Source organism: Acidimicrobiia bacterium (assembly GCA_035471805.1).
In the GTDB taxonomy this organism is placed as follows: Bacteria; Actinomycetota; Acidimicrobiia; order Spongiisociales; family JAHEDJ01; genus JAHEDJ01.
Genome location: DATIPS010000054.1, coordinates 23,008 through 40,461, shown reverse-complemented (window position 1 = coordinate 40,461; position 17,454 = coordinate 23,008). Strand labels below are relative to the sequence as shown.

The 17,454-nt window shown below is 63.2% G+C and carries 13 protein-coding genes and 1 tRNA gene; 2 read left to right on the top strand and 12 right to left on the bottom strand.

The window, feature by feature from the left end:
• The first annotated feature begins 158 nt into the window (after window positions 1-158).
• The gene (dinB, locus tag VLT15_10535; GenBank protein ID HSR45644.1) at window positions 159-1,403 is read left to right on the top strand and encodes a DNA polymerase IV; all 1,245 of its coding nucleotides are present in this window, start codon (window positions 159-161) and stop codon (window positions 1,401-1,403) included.
• 69 nt (window positions 1,404-1,472) lie between these two features.
• On the opposite strand, the gene VLT15_10530 is transcribed toward dinB, so the two are convergent.
• The 9 genes from VLT15_10530 to VLT15_10490 form a co-directional block, all read right to left on the bottom strand.
• Window positions 1,473-4,220: a bifunctional GNAT family N-acetyltransferase/acetate--CoA ligase family protein gene (locus VLT15_10530; GenBank protein HSR45643.1), complete on the bottom strand. Its 2,748-nt coding sequence runs from the start codon at window positions 4,218-4,220 to the stop codon at window positions 1,473-1,475.
• A 120-nt stretch (window positions 4,221-4,340) separates the two neighbouring features.
• Window positions 4,341-6,056 carry a bifunctional isocitrate dehydrogenase kinase/phosphatase gene (gene aceK, locus VLT15_10525; GenBank protein HSR45642.1) on the bottom strand — a complete coding sequence of 572 codons (1,716 nt, stop codon included), beginning with the start codon at window positions 6,054-6,056 and terminating at the stop codon, window positions 4,341-4,343.
• A gap of 186 nt (window positions 6,057-6,242) precedes the next feature.
• Window positions 6,243-6,326, bottom strand: a tRNA-Leu gene (locus VLT15_10520).
• Window positions 6,327-6,429: 103 nt separating this feature from the next.
• Window positions 6,430-7,326 (bottom strand): Ppx/GppA phosphatase family protein, encoded by an 897-nt coding sequence (locus VLT15_10515; protein HSR45641.1) that lies wholly within the window; start codon window positions 7,324-7,326, stop codon window positions 6,430-6,432.
• Entirely contained in the window at window positions 7,323-7,847 is a 525-nt protein-coding gene (locus VLT15_10510; GenBank protein ID HSR45640.1) for a DUF501 domain-containing protein, read from the bottom strand. The genes VLT15_10515 and VLT15_10510 overlap by 4 nt, the downstream gene beginning before the upstream one ends.
• A 24-nt stretch (window positions 7,848-7,871) precedes the next feature.
• On the bottom strand, window positions 7,872-8,267 hold the full coding sequence (locus VLT15_10505) for a septum formation initiator family protein (GenBank protein ID HSR45639.1): 396 nt from the start codon (window positions 8,265-8,267) through the stop codon (window positions 7,872-7,874).
• Entirely contained in the window at window positions 8,264-9,544 is a 1,281-nt protein-coding gene (eno, locus tag VLT15_10500; protein HSR45638.1) for a phosphopyruvate hydratase, read from the bottom strand. Before eno ends, VLT15_10505 begins: the two co-directional genes overlap by 4 nt.
• A 23-nt stretch (window positions 9,545-9,567) precedes the next feature.
• Window positions 9,568-11,076, bottom strand: coding sequence for a nucleoside triphosphate pyrophosphohydrolase (gene mazG, locus VLT15_10495; protein ID HSR45637.1), 1,509 nt, complete (start codon window positions 11,074-11,076; stop codon window positions 9,568-9,570).
• Window positions 11,031-11,948, bottom strand: coding sequence for a peptidylprolyl isomerase (locus tag VLT15_10490; protein ID HSR45636.1), 918 nt, complete (start codon window positions 11,946-11,948; stop codon window positions 11,031-11,033). The genes mazG and VLT15_10490 overlap by 46 nt, the downstream gene beginning before the upstream one ends.
• 338 nt (window positions 11,949-12,286) lie before the next feature.
• Here VLT15_10490 and VLT15_10485 point away from each other — a divergent pair, with 338 nt between their 5' ends.
• Window positions 12,287-13,405: a DUF222 domain-containing protein gene (locus tag VLT15_10485; GenBank protein HSR45635.1), complete on the top strand. Its 1,119-nt coding sequence runs from the start codon at window positions 12,287-12,289 to the stop codon at window positions 13,403-13,405.
• 96 nt (window positions 13,406-13,501) lie between these two features.
• On the opposite strand, the gene VLT15_10480 is transcribed toward VLT15_10485, so the two are convergent.
• From VLT15_10480 to VLT15_10470, 3 genes are all read right to left on the bottom strand, one after another.
• Entirely contained in the window at window positions 13,502-14,728 is a 1,227-nt protein-coding gene (locus VLT15_10480) for a M28 family peptidase (GenBank protein HSR45634.1), read from the bottom strand.
• A 2-nt stretch (window positions 14,729-14,730) separates the two neighbouring features.
• Window positions 14,731-16,251 (bottom strand): ABC transporter ATP-binding protein, encoded by a 1,521-nt coding sequence (locus tag VLT15_10475; protein HSR45633.1) that lies wholly within the window; start codon window positions 16,249-16,251, stop codon window positions 14,731-14,733.
• 142 nt (window positions 16,252-16,393) lie between these two features.
• On the bottom strand, window positions 16,394-17,425 hold the full coding sequence (locus VLT15_10470; GenBank protein ID HSR45632.1) for a BMP family protein: 1,032 nt from the start codon (window positions 17,423-17,425) through the stop codon (window positions 16,394-16,396).
• Window positions 17,426-17,454: the final 29 nt, after the last annotated feature.

Here is a 17,454-nt window from a genome sequence, read left to right as displayed (position 1 = left end):
TCATCCGGGCGATTCACGAGGGTACGGCTCTCAGCCTCCTCGCCTGCCTGAGGGAGCGGCATCCGCGACCTTCGCCTGCAACAGCATCTCCTGAGGGGCGCGACCCTCCGCTTTTCAGCCGCCACCTCCATCGAACATACGTTCGCTATAATGGGTCCATGTCGGACACGCCGGCGATTCTCCATGCCGACCTCGACGCCTTCTACGCTTCGGTCGAGCAGTTGTTGAACCCCCGCCTGCGGGGCAAGCCTGTAGCCGTGGGCGGCGGTGTCGTGCTCGCCGCCTCGTATGAAGCAAAAGCGTTCGGGGTGCGCGGCGGGATGCCGGGCCGGCAGGCACGCCGGCTCTGTCCCAATCTCCAGTTCGTCGGCGGTCACTTCTCGGAATACCAGAGACTCGGCGATCAGGTGATCGAAATCATTCGTGACTTCACTCCACTGATCGAGCGGATTTCGATCGATGAAGCATTCGCGGACGTGTCGGGCTCGGTCCACCTGTTTGGACCCCCGGCCGAAATCGCCGCCAGGATCAGGCAGCGGTCTCGTGATGAGGCAGGTCTGGCGGTCTCAGTCGGCGTGGCCCGGACCAAGCACCTCGCCAAGATCGCTTCTCAGGTTGCGAAACCGGACGGCATGATTGTGATAGACCCGGGCTCGGAACTGGATTTCCTCCACCCCCTGCCGGTCGGCCTCGTCTGGGGAATCGGCCCCGTGACACGCCGGCGGCTCGCTGAGAAGGGAATCGCCACGATCGGCCAGCTCGCCGCCATGCCGGGCCAATCACTCGAGCAGCTGCTGGGTCGGGCCGTCGGCACAAAACTCGGGGAGCTTGCCCGGAACCGGGATCATCGCACCGTCGAAACCGGCCGCCGGGCGGGCTCGGTCGGTGCTCAATCGGCCCTGGGCCGCATGGAGGCAACGGATGAGGTAATCGACTCGACTCTGCGACATCTCGCCGATCGCGTAGCCGGTCGTCTGCGTGCCGGGAGCAAAGCGGGCCGGACGATAACCGCCCGCATTCGCTTCGCGGATCTCCGGACGGTAACCCGGTCGATCACCCTTTCGGCCGCGGTGTCTTCGACGTCGACTCTCGCCGGGATCGCCGGCGACCTGGTTCGAACAGCCCTGGCCGATCATCCTGATGAGACCATCATCTCCCTTCTCGCAATCTCCGTTTCGCAGTTGGCGGAAGAACCTGCCCTTCAGCTCGAGTTGCCGATCGAACTGGACGACGACGAGCACAGGCCGGGAACCGAATCCGGCGCGGCCCGCTGGGTCCTGGATCGGTCAATCGATGAAGTGCGCAGGAGATTCGGACGCCGGGCAGTCGACTACGCCTCGGTGGCACTGACCGGGAATCGCTCGGTCCCCGACGCATTCCGGGAGCTCGCCGAGAAGGATTGACCGACTCTGCCCGGAAGCTCGGCGCCTTTGCCGGGAGTGATACTCCCGACGCGGATGAGAGGGAGCCGCCTAACCCGCCTCGCGTCGTCTTCGAGCCCGGCTCGCAACCGACGGGATGTCGACGAGCTCCGGACCCCATCCGGTCTGGATCGGCCGCACCCTGACACGCGCGTCGACCACCTGCACACCCTCGCCCGGTCTGAGAACCTTGACCGGGTTGAGATCCATCTCGATCAGCTCGGGCACAGCCTCGATCAGGGCCGAGATCCTGAGCAACGCCTCTTCGACGGCGTGCACGTCACCCGCAGGCAGTCCGCGGTATCCCTCGAGCAGTCGATAACCCTTGACCTCCTTGACCATCGTCGACGCCTCGAGGTCGGTCAGAGGAAGCGTACGGAAGGCGACGTCCTCGAGCAGCTCGACGTAGACCCCGCCCAGACCGAACGCCAGCAACGGCCCGAACGATGGATCCTCCGTCATCCCGATCAGGACTTCGTGTCCTCCCGGGACCATCTGCTGGATCAGAACGCCTTCCGGGTCGGCGACCGCCGACCGGACCTTCTCGTAGGCTTCCCGGACCTCGGCTTCACCTTCGATGTTGAGAAGTACTCCGCCGACGTCGGACTTGTGCAGCGCCGAAGGCGACAGCACTTTGACGGCGACGGGCCCTCCGATCGTGTCTGCAATCTCGGCGGCTTCGTCGGCACTGTGGGCCGTTTCCTCGACGGGAAGGCCGATCCCGAAGGCGGCCAGCATGTCCCTGACCTCATGCGGCTCCAGCCAACCGCCCTCCGACCCCAGTCGCTGCAATGCCTTGTCGACTATATAGCGGGCGGTTGGAGCATCGATGCCCGTGAGTTCGGGGACCGAACCCTCCGGAATCTGGAGCCACTCGCCATATCTGACCGCCCTCGAGAGGGCTTGCGCCGCTGATTCCGGGAACAGGTAGGTCGGAATCCTGGTCCCGTCGGTGGTCAGCATCTGGACGGCGTCATCTGACTGCATGAACACCGAGAGGAAGGTCTTGTCGCCGTCGTAGTCGCCCAGCGCCTGGCGAACGGCCGCGGTGATCTCGGGAACGCCCTCGGGAGTCGTCGGGATGTAAATGGCCATCAGGGCATCGATTTCGTCGCTCTCGAGCAGCGTTCTCAGCATGTGCAGATACTGCTCCGGTCCGGCAGATGCGATCATGTCCACCGGATTGCGAACCGAGGCTTCCGGCGACAGAACGGCCCGCAACTTGCCCTGCAGCTCCGGTGAGAACTCCCCCATGATCAACCCGTTCGACTCGAGCGCGTCCGCGGCCAGGATGCCCGGTCCGCCGGCGTTGGTGATGACCCCCACTCGCCTGCCGCGCGGCACGGGCTGGTTGGCGAGAAGCTGCGCGACGTCGAACAGTTCCTCGAGGGTGTTTGTGCGGATTACGCCGGTCTGGTGGAACAGAGCATCCACCGCGATGTCCGCCGACGCCAGGGCCCCCGTGTGACTGCTGGCCGCTCGCGAGCCGGCAACGGTGCGACCGGACTTCACCGCCACGATCGGCTTAGTCCTGGCAACTCTTCTGGCCACACGGGCGAACTTGCGAGGATTGCCGAACGATTCCAGGTAGAGCACGATGACGTCGGTGGCCGGATCTTCCTCCCATGCCAGAAGCAGATCGTTGCCTGAGATATCCGCCTTGTTGCCGACCGAGACGAACGAAGAGATTCCGATGTTGGCACTGTGTGCGTAGTCGAGAATCGCGATGCCGAGCGCCCCCGACTGGCTCGACATGGCGACATTGCCACGGGGCGGGTAGACGGGGGCGAACGTTCCGTTCATCGACACGGTTCGGCTCGTATTGAGAACACCCATGCAGTTGGGTCCGACCATTCGCATCCCGGCCGACCGCACCTTCTCGAGCAATGTGCGTTCCAGCTCGATTCCGCTTTCGCCGACTTCCGAGAACCCGGCCGAGATCACGACCAGTCCTCGCACGCCTTTCTCGGCGCAGTCTTCGACCACCGACAATACGTACGGGGACGGGACAACGATGATGGCGAGGTCGACATCGCCGGGAATGTCCGTCACCGACGGGTACGCCTTTATCGAGTTGACGACGTCGGCGGACGGATTGACCGGATAGACCGGTCCGGTGAATCCGTTGTTTACGAGGTTGCGCAGAAGCCGGCTGCCGATGCTGCCCGGGGTCCTGCTCGCTCCGACAACAGCCACCGAGCGCGGATAGAGGATGGGGAGAATGGAGGCCGATACCGCTCTGCGTTCGCGTACCTGTTCACGGGCGATGGCATCCTCGCTGTGTTCGACCGGGAAGTCGACCGTGTAGACACCCTCTTCGAGGGTACGACCGAGAGCGTATCCACTGTTACGAAAAACGCGCATCATGCCGACGTTCTCGGGCAACACAAAAGCACGGAACCCGGTGATGCCCCGGGAACGGGCATATACCGTGAGCAGCTGGAGGAGCTGCGTTCCGATACCGCGGCCCTGGTGCCCGTCGGCGACCGCGAAGGCGACCTCGGCCAATCTCGGATCGTCTCCGGCGCGGTCGTAGCGCCCGACGCCGACCATGACCCCGTCCTGGCTGACGATGAGAGCCATGCGGTCGTCGTAGTCAACGTTGGTGAAGTACTCGAGCTCCTCAGGTGTCAGCTCACGCTTGACGCGAAAGAACCTGAAGTAGCGGGACTCGGGCCCCATGTTCTCGAACATTCCCAGCATCCGCTCGCCGTCGTCCGGCCTGATGGGTCGGAACTGCGCAACCTCGCCGTCCCGCAGGACGACGTCGAACTCGTACTCGGATGGATATTCAGACAACAGAGATCCTTCTGACGTTCTAGGTACATCTTCTCATGAGGAGAATCGATCGAGATGCCGACCTCGGTCCCCTCCGGTGCTGACACCGTACCCTTTTCCAAGATGACGGGAGCGGCATGACTACCGGTCGAGTCGATCGGACTCGCCGTACGGGACCACCTCGACGACCTCTCCGGCGCGAATAGTGTCCTGGAGGCCGTGCCAGAGCGGGGTGTCGAAGAGGTCGGAATGTCGCTGTTCAAACGTCTCCTTCAGCGGGGACCGCAGGCCGAGGAAATGCCGGAACTCCTCCGGAAACACGTCATAGGGCCCGACCGAATACCACGGCTGATCCGACAACTCGTCTTCGGGGTGGACAGGCGGAGGGATGCGTCGGAAGTTGCACTCGATCAGCTCGGTCAACTCGTCGTAGTCGTAGAAGACCACCCGGCCGTGCCGCGTCACACCGAAATTCTTCAGCAGCAGATCGCCGGCAAAGATATTGGCGGCCGCCAGGTCCTTGATGCACCGTCCGTAGTCGACCACCGCCCCGTGCGCGGCGGCTTCGTCGGCTTCGCGCAGGTAGATGTCGAGAGGGATCACCCGGCGCTCGACGTACACGTGGGCAACGACGACACTGCCGCCCTCTATGCGAACCGTCTCGGACGCCTCAGTCGTCAGTTCGTGGAGGAGCTCCTCCGAAAACCGATCGCGAGCGAAAGCAAGGTGCTCGAACTCCTGCGCATCGATGAGCCGGCCGGCCCGGTCGTGGTTGAACACGAGCCTGTATCTGTCCATTATCTGCTTGCGTGTGGTCCGCTTCTGAGGAGGGAATCGATCCCTGATGACCTTGAACACGAGGTCATGGCCGGGCATTGTGAAAACGATCATCACGAGACCCTTCTTGCCCCTGGCAACAACGAACTTGCCGGCGGATCGATCGAGATGATGCAGCAGATCCCGATACATCTCGGTCTTGCCGTGCTTGTTGTATCCGGTCGTTATATACAGCTCGGCCGGGCGCTTGCCTGGCATCAGCGTGCCGAGGAACCGGACCAGGTCGTAGGGACGATCGGTATCGACGTGGAAGTAGGAGCGGGTGAAGCTGAACAGAACGCGGAGATCCTCGGGCCTGGTCAGCACGGCGTCGACGAATACCCGGTCCCCCCTGTTGTGCAGCGCTATCACCAGGGGAACATCATGTGATCCGCTGAAGAGGCGCCCGACGATGTAGGCGCCTTGCCCCCGGAAGAAGAGAGACTCGACGATCTCTGCCAACTCGACGATTGACAGCGCCCCCAGCTCCAGCAGTCGTTGCTCGACCCGTTCGGCGACGAGCTTCGCGTCTCTGGCCAGATCCTCGTAGCCGACGGTCAGGGCGAAGTCCGAGAGGATTTCTGCGATCAGCACCGAAGTGCGGTCCGAACGCTGGTAGGTACGGTAGACGGGACGACGCGTCCGGGTCGGCGGGGTTACGAAGTCGGTATCGACGAACTCGATCGCAGGGTCAACGCCGACCGTGTCGAAGATTCGACGGGTGACCGAGTTGAAGAACGTCTCCGCGATGTCGAAGTCGTCCCGATCTGAAATCAGGGCCGAGTACCGGGAGCGCATCTCCGCCCACATCTCTTTGTTTTCGAGGCAGTCGCCGAGGATCCCCCGGACATCTTCGATCAACGGATTGAGGACCGCCCGATACAGCGAAAGCCGTTCGAGGGCGTCCTGCTGGGCCCCCGGCCAGTCACAACGTTCGAATCGTGTCCGGGCCCGGCGTGTGATCGCTCGAAACTGGTCCGCATACGATGTGAACGCGGCGTGCACCGAACGGGCGGCCTGATATGCGATGTCGTTGGTCATCGATGCCATTCTCGCTGATAGTGGAGGCATCGCCGTGCCCCATCGACCTGCCGTTCGACCTCCCCCTCACATCGCTCGGACCATTCGCGGCGCTCCCGATCCGGCAACGAGGGGGTTCCGGCGTCTCCACCGGGTCGGTCGGGACAAGCCGTGGTAATCCGGCCGACCCCTCTCGAGGACGGCGTGTGCCCGGGGTGGGACTCGAACCCACACGCCCTTCCGGGCAGGGGATTTTAAGTCCCCCGCGGCTGCCTGTTACGCCACCCGGGCTGGATTGCAGGCTAATGCTCCGGGAATGGTTTGATCGACACCGTTGGTCGAGCCTTGCAGCATCCGGCATGGATCTCGACGAGATCGATGCCGGATGATTCGCCTACGGTTCGGGAAGAAGGCTCTCGGCCGCGGCGTCGAGCAAGTCATGCTCCGATATCACCAACGAGTCGACTCCCACGCGTGCCAGCGCCCGCTCGGCAACGATGGCTCCGGCCAGCAGGACGGGAGCTCGGGCGGGATCCAGAGCAGGAATCGCTGCCGTTTCGGGGATGCTGAGCCGCCGGAGTCGATCGATCACAGAGGCCAGGTCCGGTGCATGCAGACGAGCCAGATGCACCCTGGAGCGATCGTATTGCTCGAGGCCGAGAACGATCGCGGCGAGACTCGTGAACGTACCTGCAACCCCGATCACTGAGTTCGGGGAGGACGGCAGGTGAACGTCCTCGAAGAGACGATCCACGATCGCGCGGCCCTCATCGACTATTCGTTCGGGGGCCGGGCGGGAGCGAACCGCACGCTCGGTGAGCCGGACTGAACCAATGTCCACGCTCCGGGAGTAGTCGACCCCGGTATCCCCGAAAGCGAACTCCGTGCTTCCGCCCCCGATGTCGATGACGACGTATGGGCCTGCGTCCTCGACGGAACCCACGGCACCCGCGAAGGTGAGCCGTGCCTCCTCCACGCCCGAGATGACTTCCGGTCGAACTCCAAGTGCTGTTTCTGCCCGGTCGAGGAACAGTTCACTGTTGGCGGCGTCCCGACTGGCCGAGGTCGCAACAACCCGAACTCTCGATGCATCCAACAGCCGTGTTCGACGACCGAACTCGCCGAGAACCTCCACCGTGCGATCCATTGCGTCCTCGGACAGCGATCCGCTCCGATCGACCCCGCGGCCCAACCCGACGACCTTCACGATTCTCTCGAGCTCCCTGCCGGTCTCGTCGAGAACGAGCAGACGTACGGAGTTGGTGCCGATATCTACTGCAGCGACCGTCACTTCGGTTCACGCCACGCCGGATTCCACGCAACATCTGCGCCGTCCCCGACCACACAGGGCCGGGCACAGTCGAGCGGCTCCACCCACGGCGCCACGAGCGCTCCAACCGGGTTGTCACCGCCCGCCGCAAAGTCGCCGTAATGGGCATGGAGGCACTTGACCCCCCGTCGCAACCCGGCAACGCCCCCTTCCGGTCTGAGCGGCGCATCGGCAGGGACGAGGGCATCGCGTTCTGCTGCGTAACTCTCGTGCCGCCGGGCAAAAGCGGCGGTGAGTGCCTCATCCGACTCGAGCAGTCGCTCCATCTGCTTGACACCGCCGACGGATTCCAGCCGCCCGATCCGCCGCAGGGCCAGCGGGCAGGTCAGCCAGTAGAGAGTGGGAAACGGGGTGCCGTCGTCGAGCACCGGCGGCACCCTCATGACCACGGGCAACGCCAGATGGCAGCGGGCCACCACCTCGCCGGTTGCACGTAGAGGCCGGTCGAGTTGGATGGTTGCGGCAGCCTGGTCGTTGATCAAGTCATCCGCCCGGCGATCGGTAGCTCAAGAATCGACCAGGTCCTTGCCGGTGAGGAAGTTCCAAATGCCCTCGTACCAGGCATCGGGCTCAGCAGGCACCTCCACAGGTTCGACCGGCACCGCAGCCGCTTCGGTGGCCGCGGGTTCGAGAACGACATAGGCGTACTCGCCGGGACGCACGTATCCGAGATTCTCCCTGGCAAGACGCTCGATCTCGCCGTCGGTGGACAGGGCAATCGCCTCCGCCTCCAGACGGTCGTTCTCGGCGCTCAGCAGGTCCAACTGCTCTCGCGCATTCGCCACCTGCTGTTGCTGCGCGAGGATCTTTCGGTACGGAAAGACGTTGGTGAGCAGCACCGAGGCCACCAGGACGACCAGGATCGCCACACCCAGCAGCACCCGCGAACGCCTGTGTGTCATCCGACTCTCCCCAAGGCCGGCCAACCTCCATATCGAGCCGATGTACCGAGATCTTCCTCGATGCGGAGCAACTGATTGTATTTGGCGGTCCGCTCGGCGCGTGCAGGAGCGCCCGTCTTGATCTGGCCCGCATTCGTGGCGACGGCGAGATGGGCGATGAAGGAATCCTCGGTTTCGCCTGAGCGATGGCTCACCACACGGCCGTAGCCGGCACCGTCGGCCCTCGACATGGTGTGGAGCGTCTCGGACAGAGTCCCGATCTGATTGACCTTGATGAGGATGGCATTGGCCACACCTTCATCGATGCCCCGCCGCAAGATCGACTCGTTGGTTACGAAGAGGTCGTCGCCGACGATCTGGATCTTGTCACCGAGCTTCCTGGTCATGAGCGACCAGCCGTCCCAATCGTCCTCGGCCATGCCGTCTTCGATCGAAACGAGAGCTGGGAACGTGCTCACCAAACCGGAGAGGAACTCGACCATCTCAGCCGAATCGAGGTCTCGCCCTTCGAGCCTGTAGCGACCTTCGCGATAGATCTCGGAAGCGGCTACGTCGAGGGCCAGCCCGATGTCCGACCCGACCGTGTAACCGGCGCTCTCGATTGCCTCGGAGAGGAGTTCGAGGGCCGACTCGTTGGTAGGAAGATTCGGAGCGAATCCACCTTCATCTCCCACATTGGTGGAGAGCCCGCGCCCGCCGAGAACCTTCTTGAGGGAGTGGTAGATCTCCACTCCCGATCGCAGTGCGTCGGAGAAACTCGGGGCTCCCGCCGGGACCAGCATGAACTCCTGGATATCCACCGAGTTGGCCGCATGCGCCCCGCCGTTGAGCACGTTGAGCATCGGAACGGGCAGCGTCCTGGCGGCCGGTCCGCCCAGGTAGCGGTACAACGGGATGCCGAGCTGGGCGGCAGCCGCTCTGGCAACTGCGAGCGAAACTGCGAGAATCGCATTCGCTCCCAGGGAGGCCTTGTTGGGGGTGGCGTCGAGATCGAGCATGGCCTGATCGACCGCTTCCTGACGTGTGGCGTCCATGCCCATCACAGCAGGGGCAATCGTCTTGTGAATGTTCGCAACGGCCCGCGTCACGCCCTTGCCGCCGTAGCGGTCTCCACCATCCCGAAGCTCAACCGCTTCGAGTGCCCCCGTCGATGCCCCAGAAGGAACCGCTGCTCGACCGAAGCCACCGCCAGCGAGACGGACCTCGGCCTCAACGGTCGGGTTCCCCCGGGAGTCGAGGACTTCACGGGCCCGGATATCGCTTATTGCGGTGACCACGGACCCTCCTTGTGAAGTCGAACTTACCACGGCAACTCCTTATCGTCTTGCATCTCCAGGCGCTTGGCCTTCTCCCAGCGCGCCTCCATTTCCTCAAGGCTCAGGCCCGTGAACGGGCCGGACTGTTCCATTCTCCGGAATCGCATTTCAAAACGGTCCCCCGCCCTTCGCATTGCAACTTCAGGATCGACGTCGAGATGGCGGGCCAGGTTGACCACCGCAAACAGGAGATCTCCCAGCTCGTGAACCGTCGCCGCTTCTCCCTCTGCTCCGGCCAGCTCGGCGAGTTCCTCTCTCACTTTGTCGAATACAGGTGCCGCGTCATTCCAGTCGAAGCCGACCTTGGCGGCACGATCCTGGAGTTTCTCGGCACGTGTCAGACCGGAGAGCCCGGTCGGCACTCCATCGAGCTGTGAGGTTCGACCGGCCTTCTCCTCGTTCTTGATGCGATCCCAGTTGGCGAGCACTTCATCCGATGAATCGACCTCGACATCGCCGAACACGTGCGGATGGCGGCGTACCAACTTCTGCCGGAGGACCTCTGCAACATCATCGATGTCGAACGCTCCCGCTTCGGACGCCATCGTCGACTGGAAGAGAACCTGCAACAGCACGTCCCCGAGTTCTTCCTCGACGTCCGCATATGCTGCAAAGTCGGGTTCACCTCCCGGAGCCTCCGGCGGCAATACGGACAGAGCGTGAGCGAGCTCGTAGGCCTCCTCGACGAGGTTCTTCACAATGCTTTGATGCGTCTGCTTCTGATCCCAGGGGCAGTCGCGACGAAGCCTTCGCATCGTTCGGACTGCGCCGATCAGACCACCTGGTTCCGCATTCACGAACAGGCTCGTCCTGTAGCCGGCCAGCTGCGGATCGATTGCCTCCACCGTCGTCTCGACTACTCGCTCGGTCGACGAACGGAGATCGACGAGAACCTTCACAGGCGTCCCCTCCGGGAGCACCCGGTCGAGCCGGGCGGCAACGTCGGCCAAAACCACCGGAAGGTCTACATGGCCGATGACCGTGGGAGCGTCGAGTACCAGCGGATCAGGCATGTCCCGGCCGTCCATCACCCGCAGACCATCGCGGAGCGGATCAACTCCAACCTCGGCGACGACGGCATCTACGAAGGACTCGGCTCCGACGACGAGCAGGTCGACTCCGGCAGCAGCGGCACGCTCCATGAGAAGACGCACCGAGGACTCGCCCACATACGGGCTCCCGGGAACGGCAAAGGTCACCGGGCCACGGCCGGCAATCTCCATGGCCCGTGAGGCAACACCCTCATACACGCTCTCGAAGTCGGTAGCCGCGCGATAGAGATCGTCGCAGGTCTGCACCTCCCGCACCGAAGCAACCTGCGCGGCAGCCGGATGGTCGATCGTGCGCAGCAGAACGGTCCGTCCAGGGTCGGTCAGGTACCGCTGCGCTCGATCATCGGTGTATTCCAGGTCGCCGGGCCCAAGCCCGACGACGACGATGTCCGGGACTACTGCGCCGGCGGAACGACCGTCGGGAAGGGTTCGAGCTCCCACGTGCCGTACTCCTCTTCAACGGCCACGTCGGCCCCGCCGATCACGGCGAGCATCCAATCACCCAGCAAGGTGTTGCGTTGCTGCTCACGGAGGCCGGCCACGATGTCCGCACGGACATCCGCGAGCGCCGTCTCCGTGCGGTCCCTCACCAGAATGACGTGGAAACCGAACTGCGACTGCACCGGTCCGGTAGGCACATCCAGCTCCGCCTCGATCGTCGCTACGGCGAACTCTGCAACGTAGTTCGATGCCTGCGCACATCCGAGGTCACCACCCACCTCGGCAGTTCCGTCCGTCCCCAGTTCGGCGGCCACGTCCTCGAACGCCTCTCCACCCTCGATACGATCGAGTGCGGCCTGCGCCTCTTCCTCGGTCGGCACCAGGATGTGGCTCGCGCACACCTCGGTCAGGGACTGAAGCGACGAGTTGTAGGCGGCGAGGACCTCCTCCTCGGACGGATCGGCCTGAGCCTCAGTCAGGGCTTCACCGATCGCCTGCTCCGTCAGATCCTCCTCGATGATGATCGGAACCGCGTCCAGGCTCAGACCTTGCTGGGCCGCGGCTTGCTCGAGGGTTCCCCCGCCCGACTCGATCTGCGCAGTCAGAGCGACGATCTGCTCGTCGATCTCTTCCGCAGTGATGGAAATCCCGAACTCGGCCTCCGCCGCTTTGGAGACGACCTCATGAATGATGAGGGTCTGGATCAGTTGGGCATAGAGATCGGGCGGTGCCGTGGCGAGATCGCCCGATATCAGCTTCTCCACGTCGCCGGCGCTGATCTCCACTCCGTCGACGGTTGCGACCAGGGAGCCGCCGGAACAGGCAGAGACAAGGACGGCGAGCGCCATGACCAACCATACGATGCGTTTCAAGGAATCACCTCACGAAAATCTGTCCGCACGATGGTAGGCGTGTTGTGGGAGAAGGCGGTATTCGAGTTGCTCGGAATCCGGGGGGGCGAAGATGCCCGCCGGTACCCGTCCGCGTTCAGCCGGTCTGCCGGGGGTCCCCTGCCGTCTACGGGGGAGTTGTCCACCGGCCCGGGACGGCCGGTGGTTGATGCTTGTTGCAGAGGCGCTGACTCGCTTCCTGCCGCCGAACGCACGGGGTCCGCTGCCACAGCCGTCCTGGCTCCACATTTTCTTCGATATTCCTTGTCAACGGTTGTTTATGGCCGTTTTCTGTCATACCCGGTTGATATGTTGCATGAATGGAACCGACGTCAACGGCTGACCTGACAACCGATGGTTTAGAGCAGCAACTCATCGAGTTGGAGTCGATCAAGGCTCGCTTGACTGCCCGCCAGATCAGTCTGTTGCGGGAAGCCGACCGACGTCAGGCCCCACTTGGGGATGGATGTCGGTCGTTGGGTGAGTGGACGGCCGGCCGGTTGGATGTCGCACCTGAGACGGCCAAAGCTTTGGTGGCTGCTTGCCGGGTGTTGGAAACCGTTCCAGACCAGGAACAAAGATTGGGGTCGGGGTTGGGTTCGTTCGACCGGATCATCGCCACCGCCCACCTCACCGTTGCCGGAGCATCTCCGGATCGGGTTGAACAAGCGGCTGGTCTCGATATCCCTGGTATCCGCCGTTTGACCGCCATGCACAGACGTATGGCCCCTATCCATGAACAGCAAATGTTCTCGGACCGGTATGTGTCTATGCAACCCACTCTGGACCGCACCGCATACCGTCTGTGGGGACAACTCCCCGGATTGGACGGACAACTGGTTGAACAAGCACTCCTCACCAGAGCAGATACCTTCCCCACCCTGCCAGACGAAACCAGAAGTTCACTGGGTCAACGGAATGCGGACGCTCTGGTCTCCATCGCAGCCGATTCCCTCACAACCAGCTCAGGAGACCAGAACGACAGTGGTTCTGGTCCTGTGTTGTCGGTACTCACCAACCATGACCTAGCTGCCGGGTCGGACGGGCAGACCGGTTCGGTCACCTCGACAGGTATCTCGGTCGGACGATCAACGATCGAGGAGATCTTCTGCACCGGATCAACCGAACACATCAGCTTCCAAAACGGACAACCTCTAGCGGCGGGACGAACCACACGGGTCATCCCTCCCAAACTCCGCCGGGCTGTCCTCTACCGGGATGGAGGATGCACAGCCGACGGCTGCACATCACGTTACCGACTCCAACCACACCACAAGACTCCCTGGTCACAGGGTGGTCGAACAGACCCAACCAACCTCACCACGTTGTGCTGGTTTCATCATCATGTGGTCATCCACCAATCGGGCTACACCATCCAGCCCGACTCAGCACCAGGCAGACTCCGCTTCCAACAACCACCAGGCAACGGCCCGCCCTGATTGGATCCGTTGACCCCTCATCGACGCCGAACATCCACCCACCGATTCCGAAACCACCCGATACGGGCGGCTTTCGCGCGCCACTGACGGTCGTCCTTACCGGGGCCAGGTGACGATCAGCTCTTCGAGTGCCTCAGCGATACCGGCGACCAGATCGATATCGACCTGGTCCGGGGTGTCGGCGGCGGAGTGGAACAGCTCGCCGAGCATCTCTTGAACGTATTCGGTGGTGATTGCCAGAGCGGGCCGACCCCGCATGGCAAAGATCGCATGATCGCTCTGATACCAGTCGGGTCCATTCACGAAATCGTCCCGGGTATCGAAGACGCGCTGCACGTGTTCGGCGATGTCCCCATCGACGTTGTAGGTCGAGTATGCCGACTTCCCTTTCCGGTATCCGGCTCCGTCGATGTTGATCGCCAGCGTCACCTCTTCGAGCGCATCGCCATTGGAAGCCAGCCAGGCGAGCTCCCCGGGTGCGGCGTAGTGGTCCTCGCCATTGACTGCGAGGAGCTCAACTCCAATCTTGAGATCAGGATGGCGTGCAGGAGCAAGCAATTCGGCCAGTAGCAACAGCACCACCACCCCGGTGGCGTTGTCCACTGCCCCAGGAGTGCCGGGCTTGGTGTCGATGTGGGCAATCACCGTCAGCCGTGGCGATTGCGGCCCCCTGGTAGCGATGACGTTCCGGGCCCGGGAGGGAATCCGACGAGAGCGGATTTCGACCGTGGCTACTTCGCCCTCACCGTCCAGCAGTGGCCCGGCATCATTCGGTCGAACGCTCGCCACCGGGATGTTGAAGTCCCCATCCTCAATGAGTGGGAATGGATCGAGCGCTCCGCACAGTTCCGGGTGTTTCCCCGTGACGGCAAGCACCGCTTCGGGAGCACCAGCCTCCAGGAGGCGGATGATCTCCGCATGCTCGTCGGACCCGTAGAACGGAAACGCCTTCGGTGTCAACGGCACAGACGCCAGGTCACCGGCCAACACCGCAATCGAGCCGGCAAGTGCGGCCTGCTCGAGATCTTGCAGAGTGTGCAATACCCGAACCGGGCCAACCGCTTCCACTCCGAGACCGTAGGGCCCGGGTGTGAGCGAGACTGTCGCGCCGTCGATCCTCACCTCGCCGCCATCGGTTTCCCAGTCCAGGCAATCGAAGTCCTGGAACTCAAGACTCCAACCGGAAGCCCCCATCGCTCCGGCCACCAGTGCCACCGCTTCGTCGTTTCCCGAACTCCCCGGCCGGCGATCGGGAACCACGGCGCACAGAGTTTCGAGAAGGCGAGCCGCTCGAAGGGCGTCCGCAGACATATCGTCGGACATGGTCAGGATTCCGGCCGGACGCCCGCCATCATCAGGCCGACCTGCTCGCGCGTGGCGCCGGCAGGGTCGACGATGCCGATGATCTGACCTTCATAGATCACCGCGATTCGATCCGACAGAGCGAACACCTCATCGAGATCCTCGGAAATCATGAGGATGGCTGTGTGTTCGGAGCGCTGCTGCACGAGGCGACTGTGAATGTATTCGGCTGCTCCGATGTCGACACCGCGGGTCGGCTGGGAGGCTACGAGCACGGTCGGGGTCCCCGACATCTCCCGCGCCAGAATCATCTTCTGGATGTTGCCGCCGGACAGGTTCCTGGCAGGCGTATCCAGAGTCGGTGTCTTCACCGCGTATTGGTCAACCAGCAGCTGACTGTGCCCCCGGATCGCCTTGAAATCCATCAGACCGTGGTTGAGATACCTCGGATCGGCATGGTCGATCAGCATGATGTTCTCCGAGACGGAGAAATCGGCGACGGCGCCGTCCCGCAGCCGCCCCTCTGTGACATAGGCAAGGCCGTGCTTGCGGATCTCGGCCGGCTTCAGGTTGGTCGTTTCCACCCCACCGATCCGGATGGAACCACCGGTGACCTCCCGGAGCCCGGCGATAGCCTGCGCCATCTCCCGCTGACCGTTCCCGGAAACTCCGGCGATGCCGAGGATCTCTCCGGCGCGGACCTCGAGATTGAGGCCGCGCACCGTTTCATGGCCGCGATCCCCCATCACGCGCAATCCTTTGATCTCCAGAGCCGCCGAGCCGACCTCCACCGGGGGCTTGTCGGGCACCAGCTTCACCTGCCGGCCGACCATCATCTCGGCGAGGCTCTCTCGAGTCGCCCCCTCGACCGGAACCCGGCCGGTGACGTGACCCTGCCGCAACACGGTGATCCGATCACTCAGCGCCAGCACCTCGTGGAGTTTGTGGGAGATGAATATCAGCCCTCGACCATCGGCGGTCATCTGTCGCAGCGTGTTGAAGAGCTGGTCTACTTCCTGGGGGGTGAGGACTGCAGTCGGCTCATCGAGAATCAGCAGTCTCGCCTCCCGGTAGAGAGCCTTGATGATCTCCACGCGTTGCCGCTGCCCGACGGCCAGTTGCCACACGATCGCACTCGGATCGATCGAAAGCCCGTATCGCTCGGCGAGCACCTCGATTCTCTCGGAAACCGCATCGAGATCGGTCCGAAAGCCGCGCTCGGAAGGCAGCCCGAGCGCCACATTCTCGGCAACGGTCAGTGTCTCAACGAGCATGAAATGCTGATGAATCATGCCGATGTTGCGCTTGATCGCATCAGTCGGACTGTGGATCGCCACCGGCTCGCCGTTCAGCAGGATCTCTCCCTCGTCGGCCTGATAGAGGCCGTAGAGGATCTTCATAAGCGTGCTCTTTCCCGCCCCGTTCTCGCCGAGCAGGGTGTGCACCTCGCCGGACCGGAGGTCGAAATCGACCCGGTAGTTGGCGAGCACACCGGGAAAACGCTTGGTGATGCCGCGCATTTCGAGCATCGGAACATCGCTCATGGAAGGCCCTCGAGTGGAGTCGGAGGGGCGAGCGACAGAGCTCGCTCGCCCCTCGATGTGCGCACACGCGGGGTCCCGGTACCTGATACCCGGTACCTGATACCGCTCCTCCGGGTGTGAGTTTCTCTCATAGGCAGGCCGATTATCCGCCGGTGCTGATCGAGCCGTCGATGATCCCGGCAATCGTCTCCTCGGCGAGTTGCCTCACGTCATCGGGAAGCGCGTAGCCGGGGTTGTACTCGATGACCTCGCCGCCGTTGGCCAGATTGATCGAGTAGATCTCACCGCCGAGCTTGCCGCTCTGGAGGTTCGAGATTATGTCCCTGAGGACGACCTCCCAGTGATAGACCTGAGAAGCCACGACGATGTCGGGAGCCAGCGAGGACTGGTTCGCTTGTGTTCCGAACCAGAGGATCCCCTGCTCGTCCGCCACTCCGACCGCACCCACGACCATCTGGGCCGTACCCGACATGACATCGGCACCCGCAGCCGCATGGGCCTGAGCCGCCTCGGAAGCGAGAGCAACGTCGCCAAACGAGCCTGTGTAGTTGATGTTGACGGACGCCGCCGGATTCTGGGCAACAACCCCGGCCGCGAAGCCGTCGACGTACAGCTTGGCGTCACCGACCTCGATCGGCCCAACGACACCGATGACTCCGCTCTCGCTGAGTGCCGCCGCCATGACTCCCATCACATAGCCGCCCTCGTCGGAGGCAGCCTCGTAGGAGTAGACGTTCGGAATCCCGAACGTATCGGCCGCGGTTCCCCACGCGAACGAGACCTCGGGAAAGTCCGGTGCTATCTCCTGAAGCGAGCCGCCGTACTGAGATCCGTGGGCGATCACCAGGTCGTAGCCCTCAGACGCATAGCCGCGAATGGCAGCCGCCGCGTCCTCGACGACGAAGGTGCCGTCGGTCACGGCAACCTCAACGTTGCCCATCTCGCTTCTGATCACATCGACGGCGTCGACGATCGACTGGGTGAAGGCCAGATCGTTCGAAGCCGACGGGGCGACGATGGCGATCCGGAAAGGTTCGGCAGCCGCCGCCGTGGTTTCCGTCGAACCCTCCGTGTCGTCGGTTGCGGTTGTGTCGTCGGTACTGTCCCCACAGGCGGCCAATACCATCGTCAGCGCTGCGAATAGCGCCAACCAGGTTGTATGTCGTCTTCTCATTCTTCCTCCTGTTCGATGGCGGCCGGCGA

Excerpts from the sequence above, each read along its gene's own strand:
- dinB (HSR45644.1), top strand. The coding sequence starts at position 159 with ATGTCGGACACGCCGGCGATTCTCCATGCCGACCTCGACGCCTTCTAC.
- aceK (HSR45642.1), bottom strand. The coding sequence starts at position 6,056 with ATGACCAACGACATCGCATATCAGGCCGCCCGTTCGGTGCACGCCGCG.
- VLT15_10505 (HSR45639.1), bottom strand. The coding sequence starts at position 8,267 with ATGACACACAGGCGTTCGCGGGTGCTGCTGGGTGTGGCGATCCTGGTC.
- VLT15_10485 (HSR45635.1), top strand. The coding sequence starts at position 12,287 with ATGGAACCGACGTCAACGGCTGACCTGACAACCGATGGTTTAGAGCAG.
- VLT15_10480 (HSR45634.1), bottom strand. The coding sequence starts at position 14,728 with ATGTCCGACGATATGTCTGCGGACGCCCTTCGAGCGGCTCGCCTTCTC.
- VLT15_10475 (HSR45633.1), bottom strand. The coding sequence starts at position 16,251 with ATGAGCGATGTTCCGATGCTCGAAATGCGCGGCATCACCAAGCGTTTT.
- VLT15_10470 (HSR45632.1), bottom strand. The coding sequence starts at position 17,425 with ATGAGAAGACGACATACAACCTGGTTGGCGCTATTCGCAGCGCTGACG.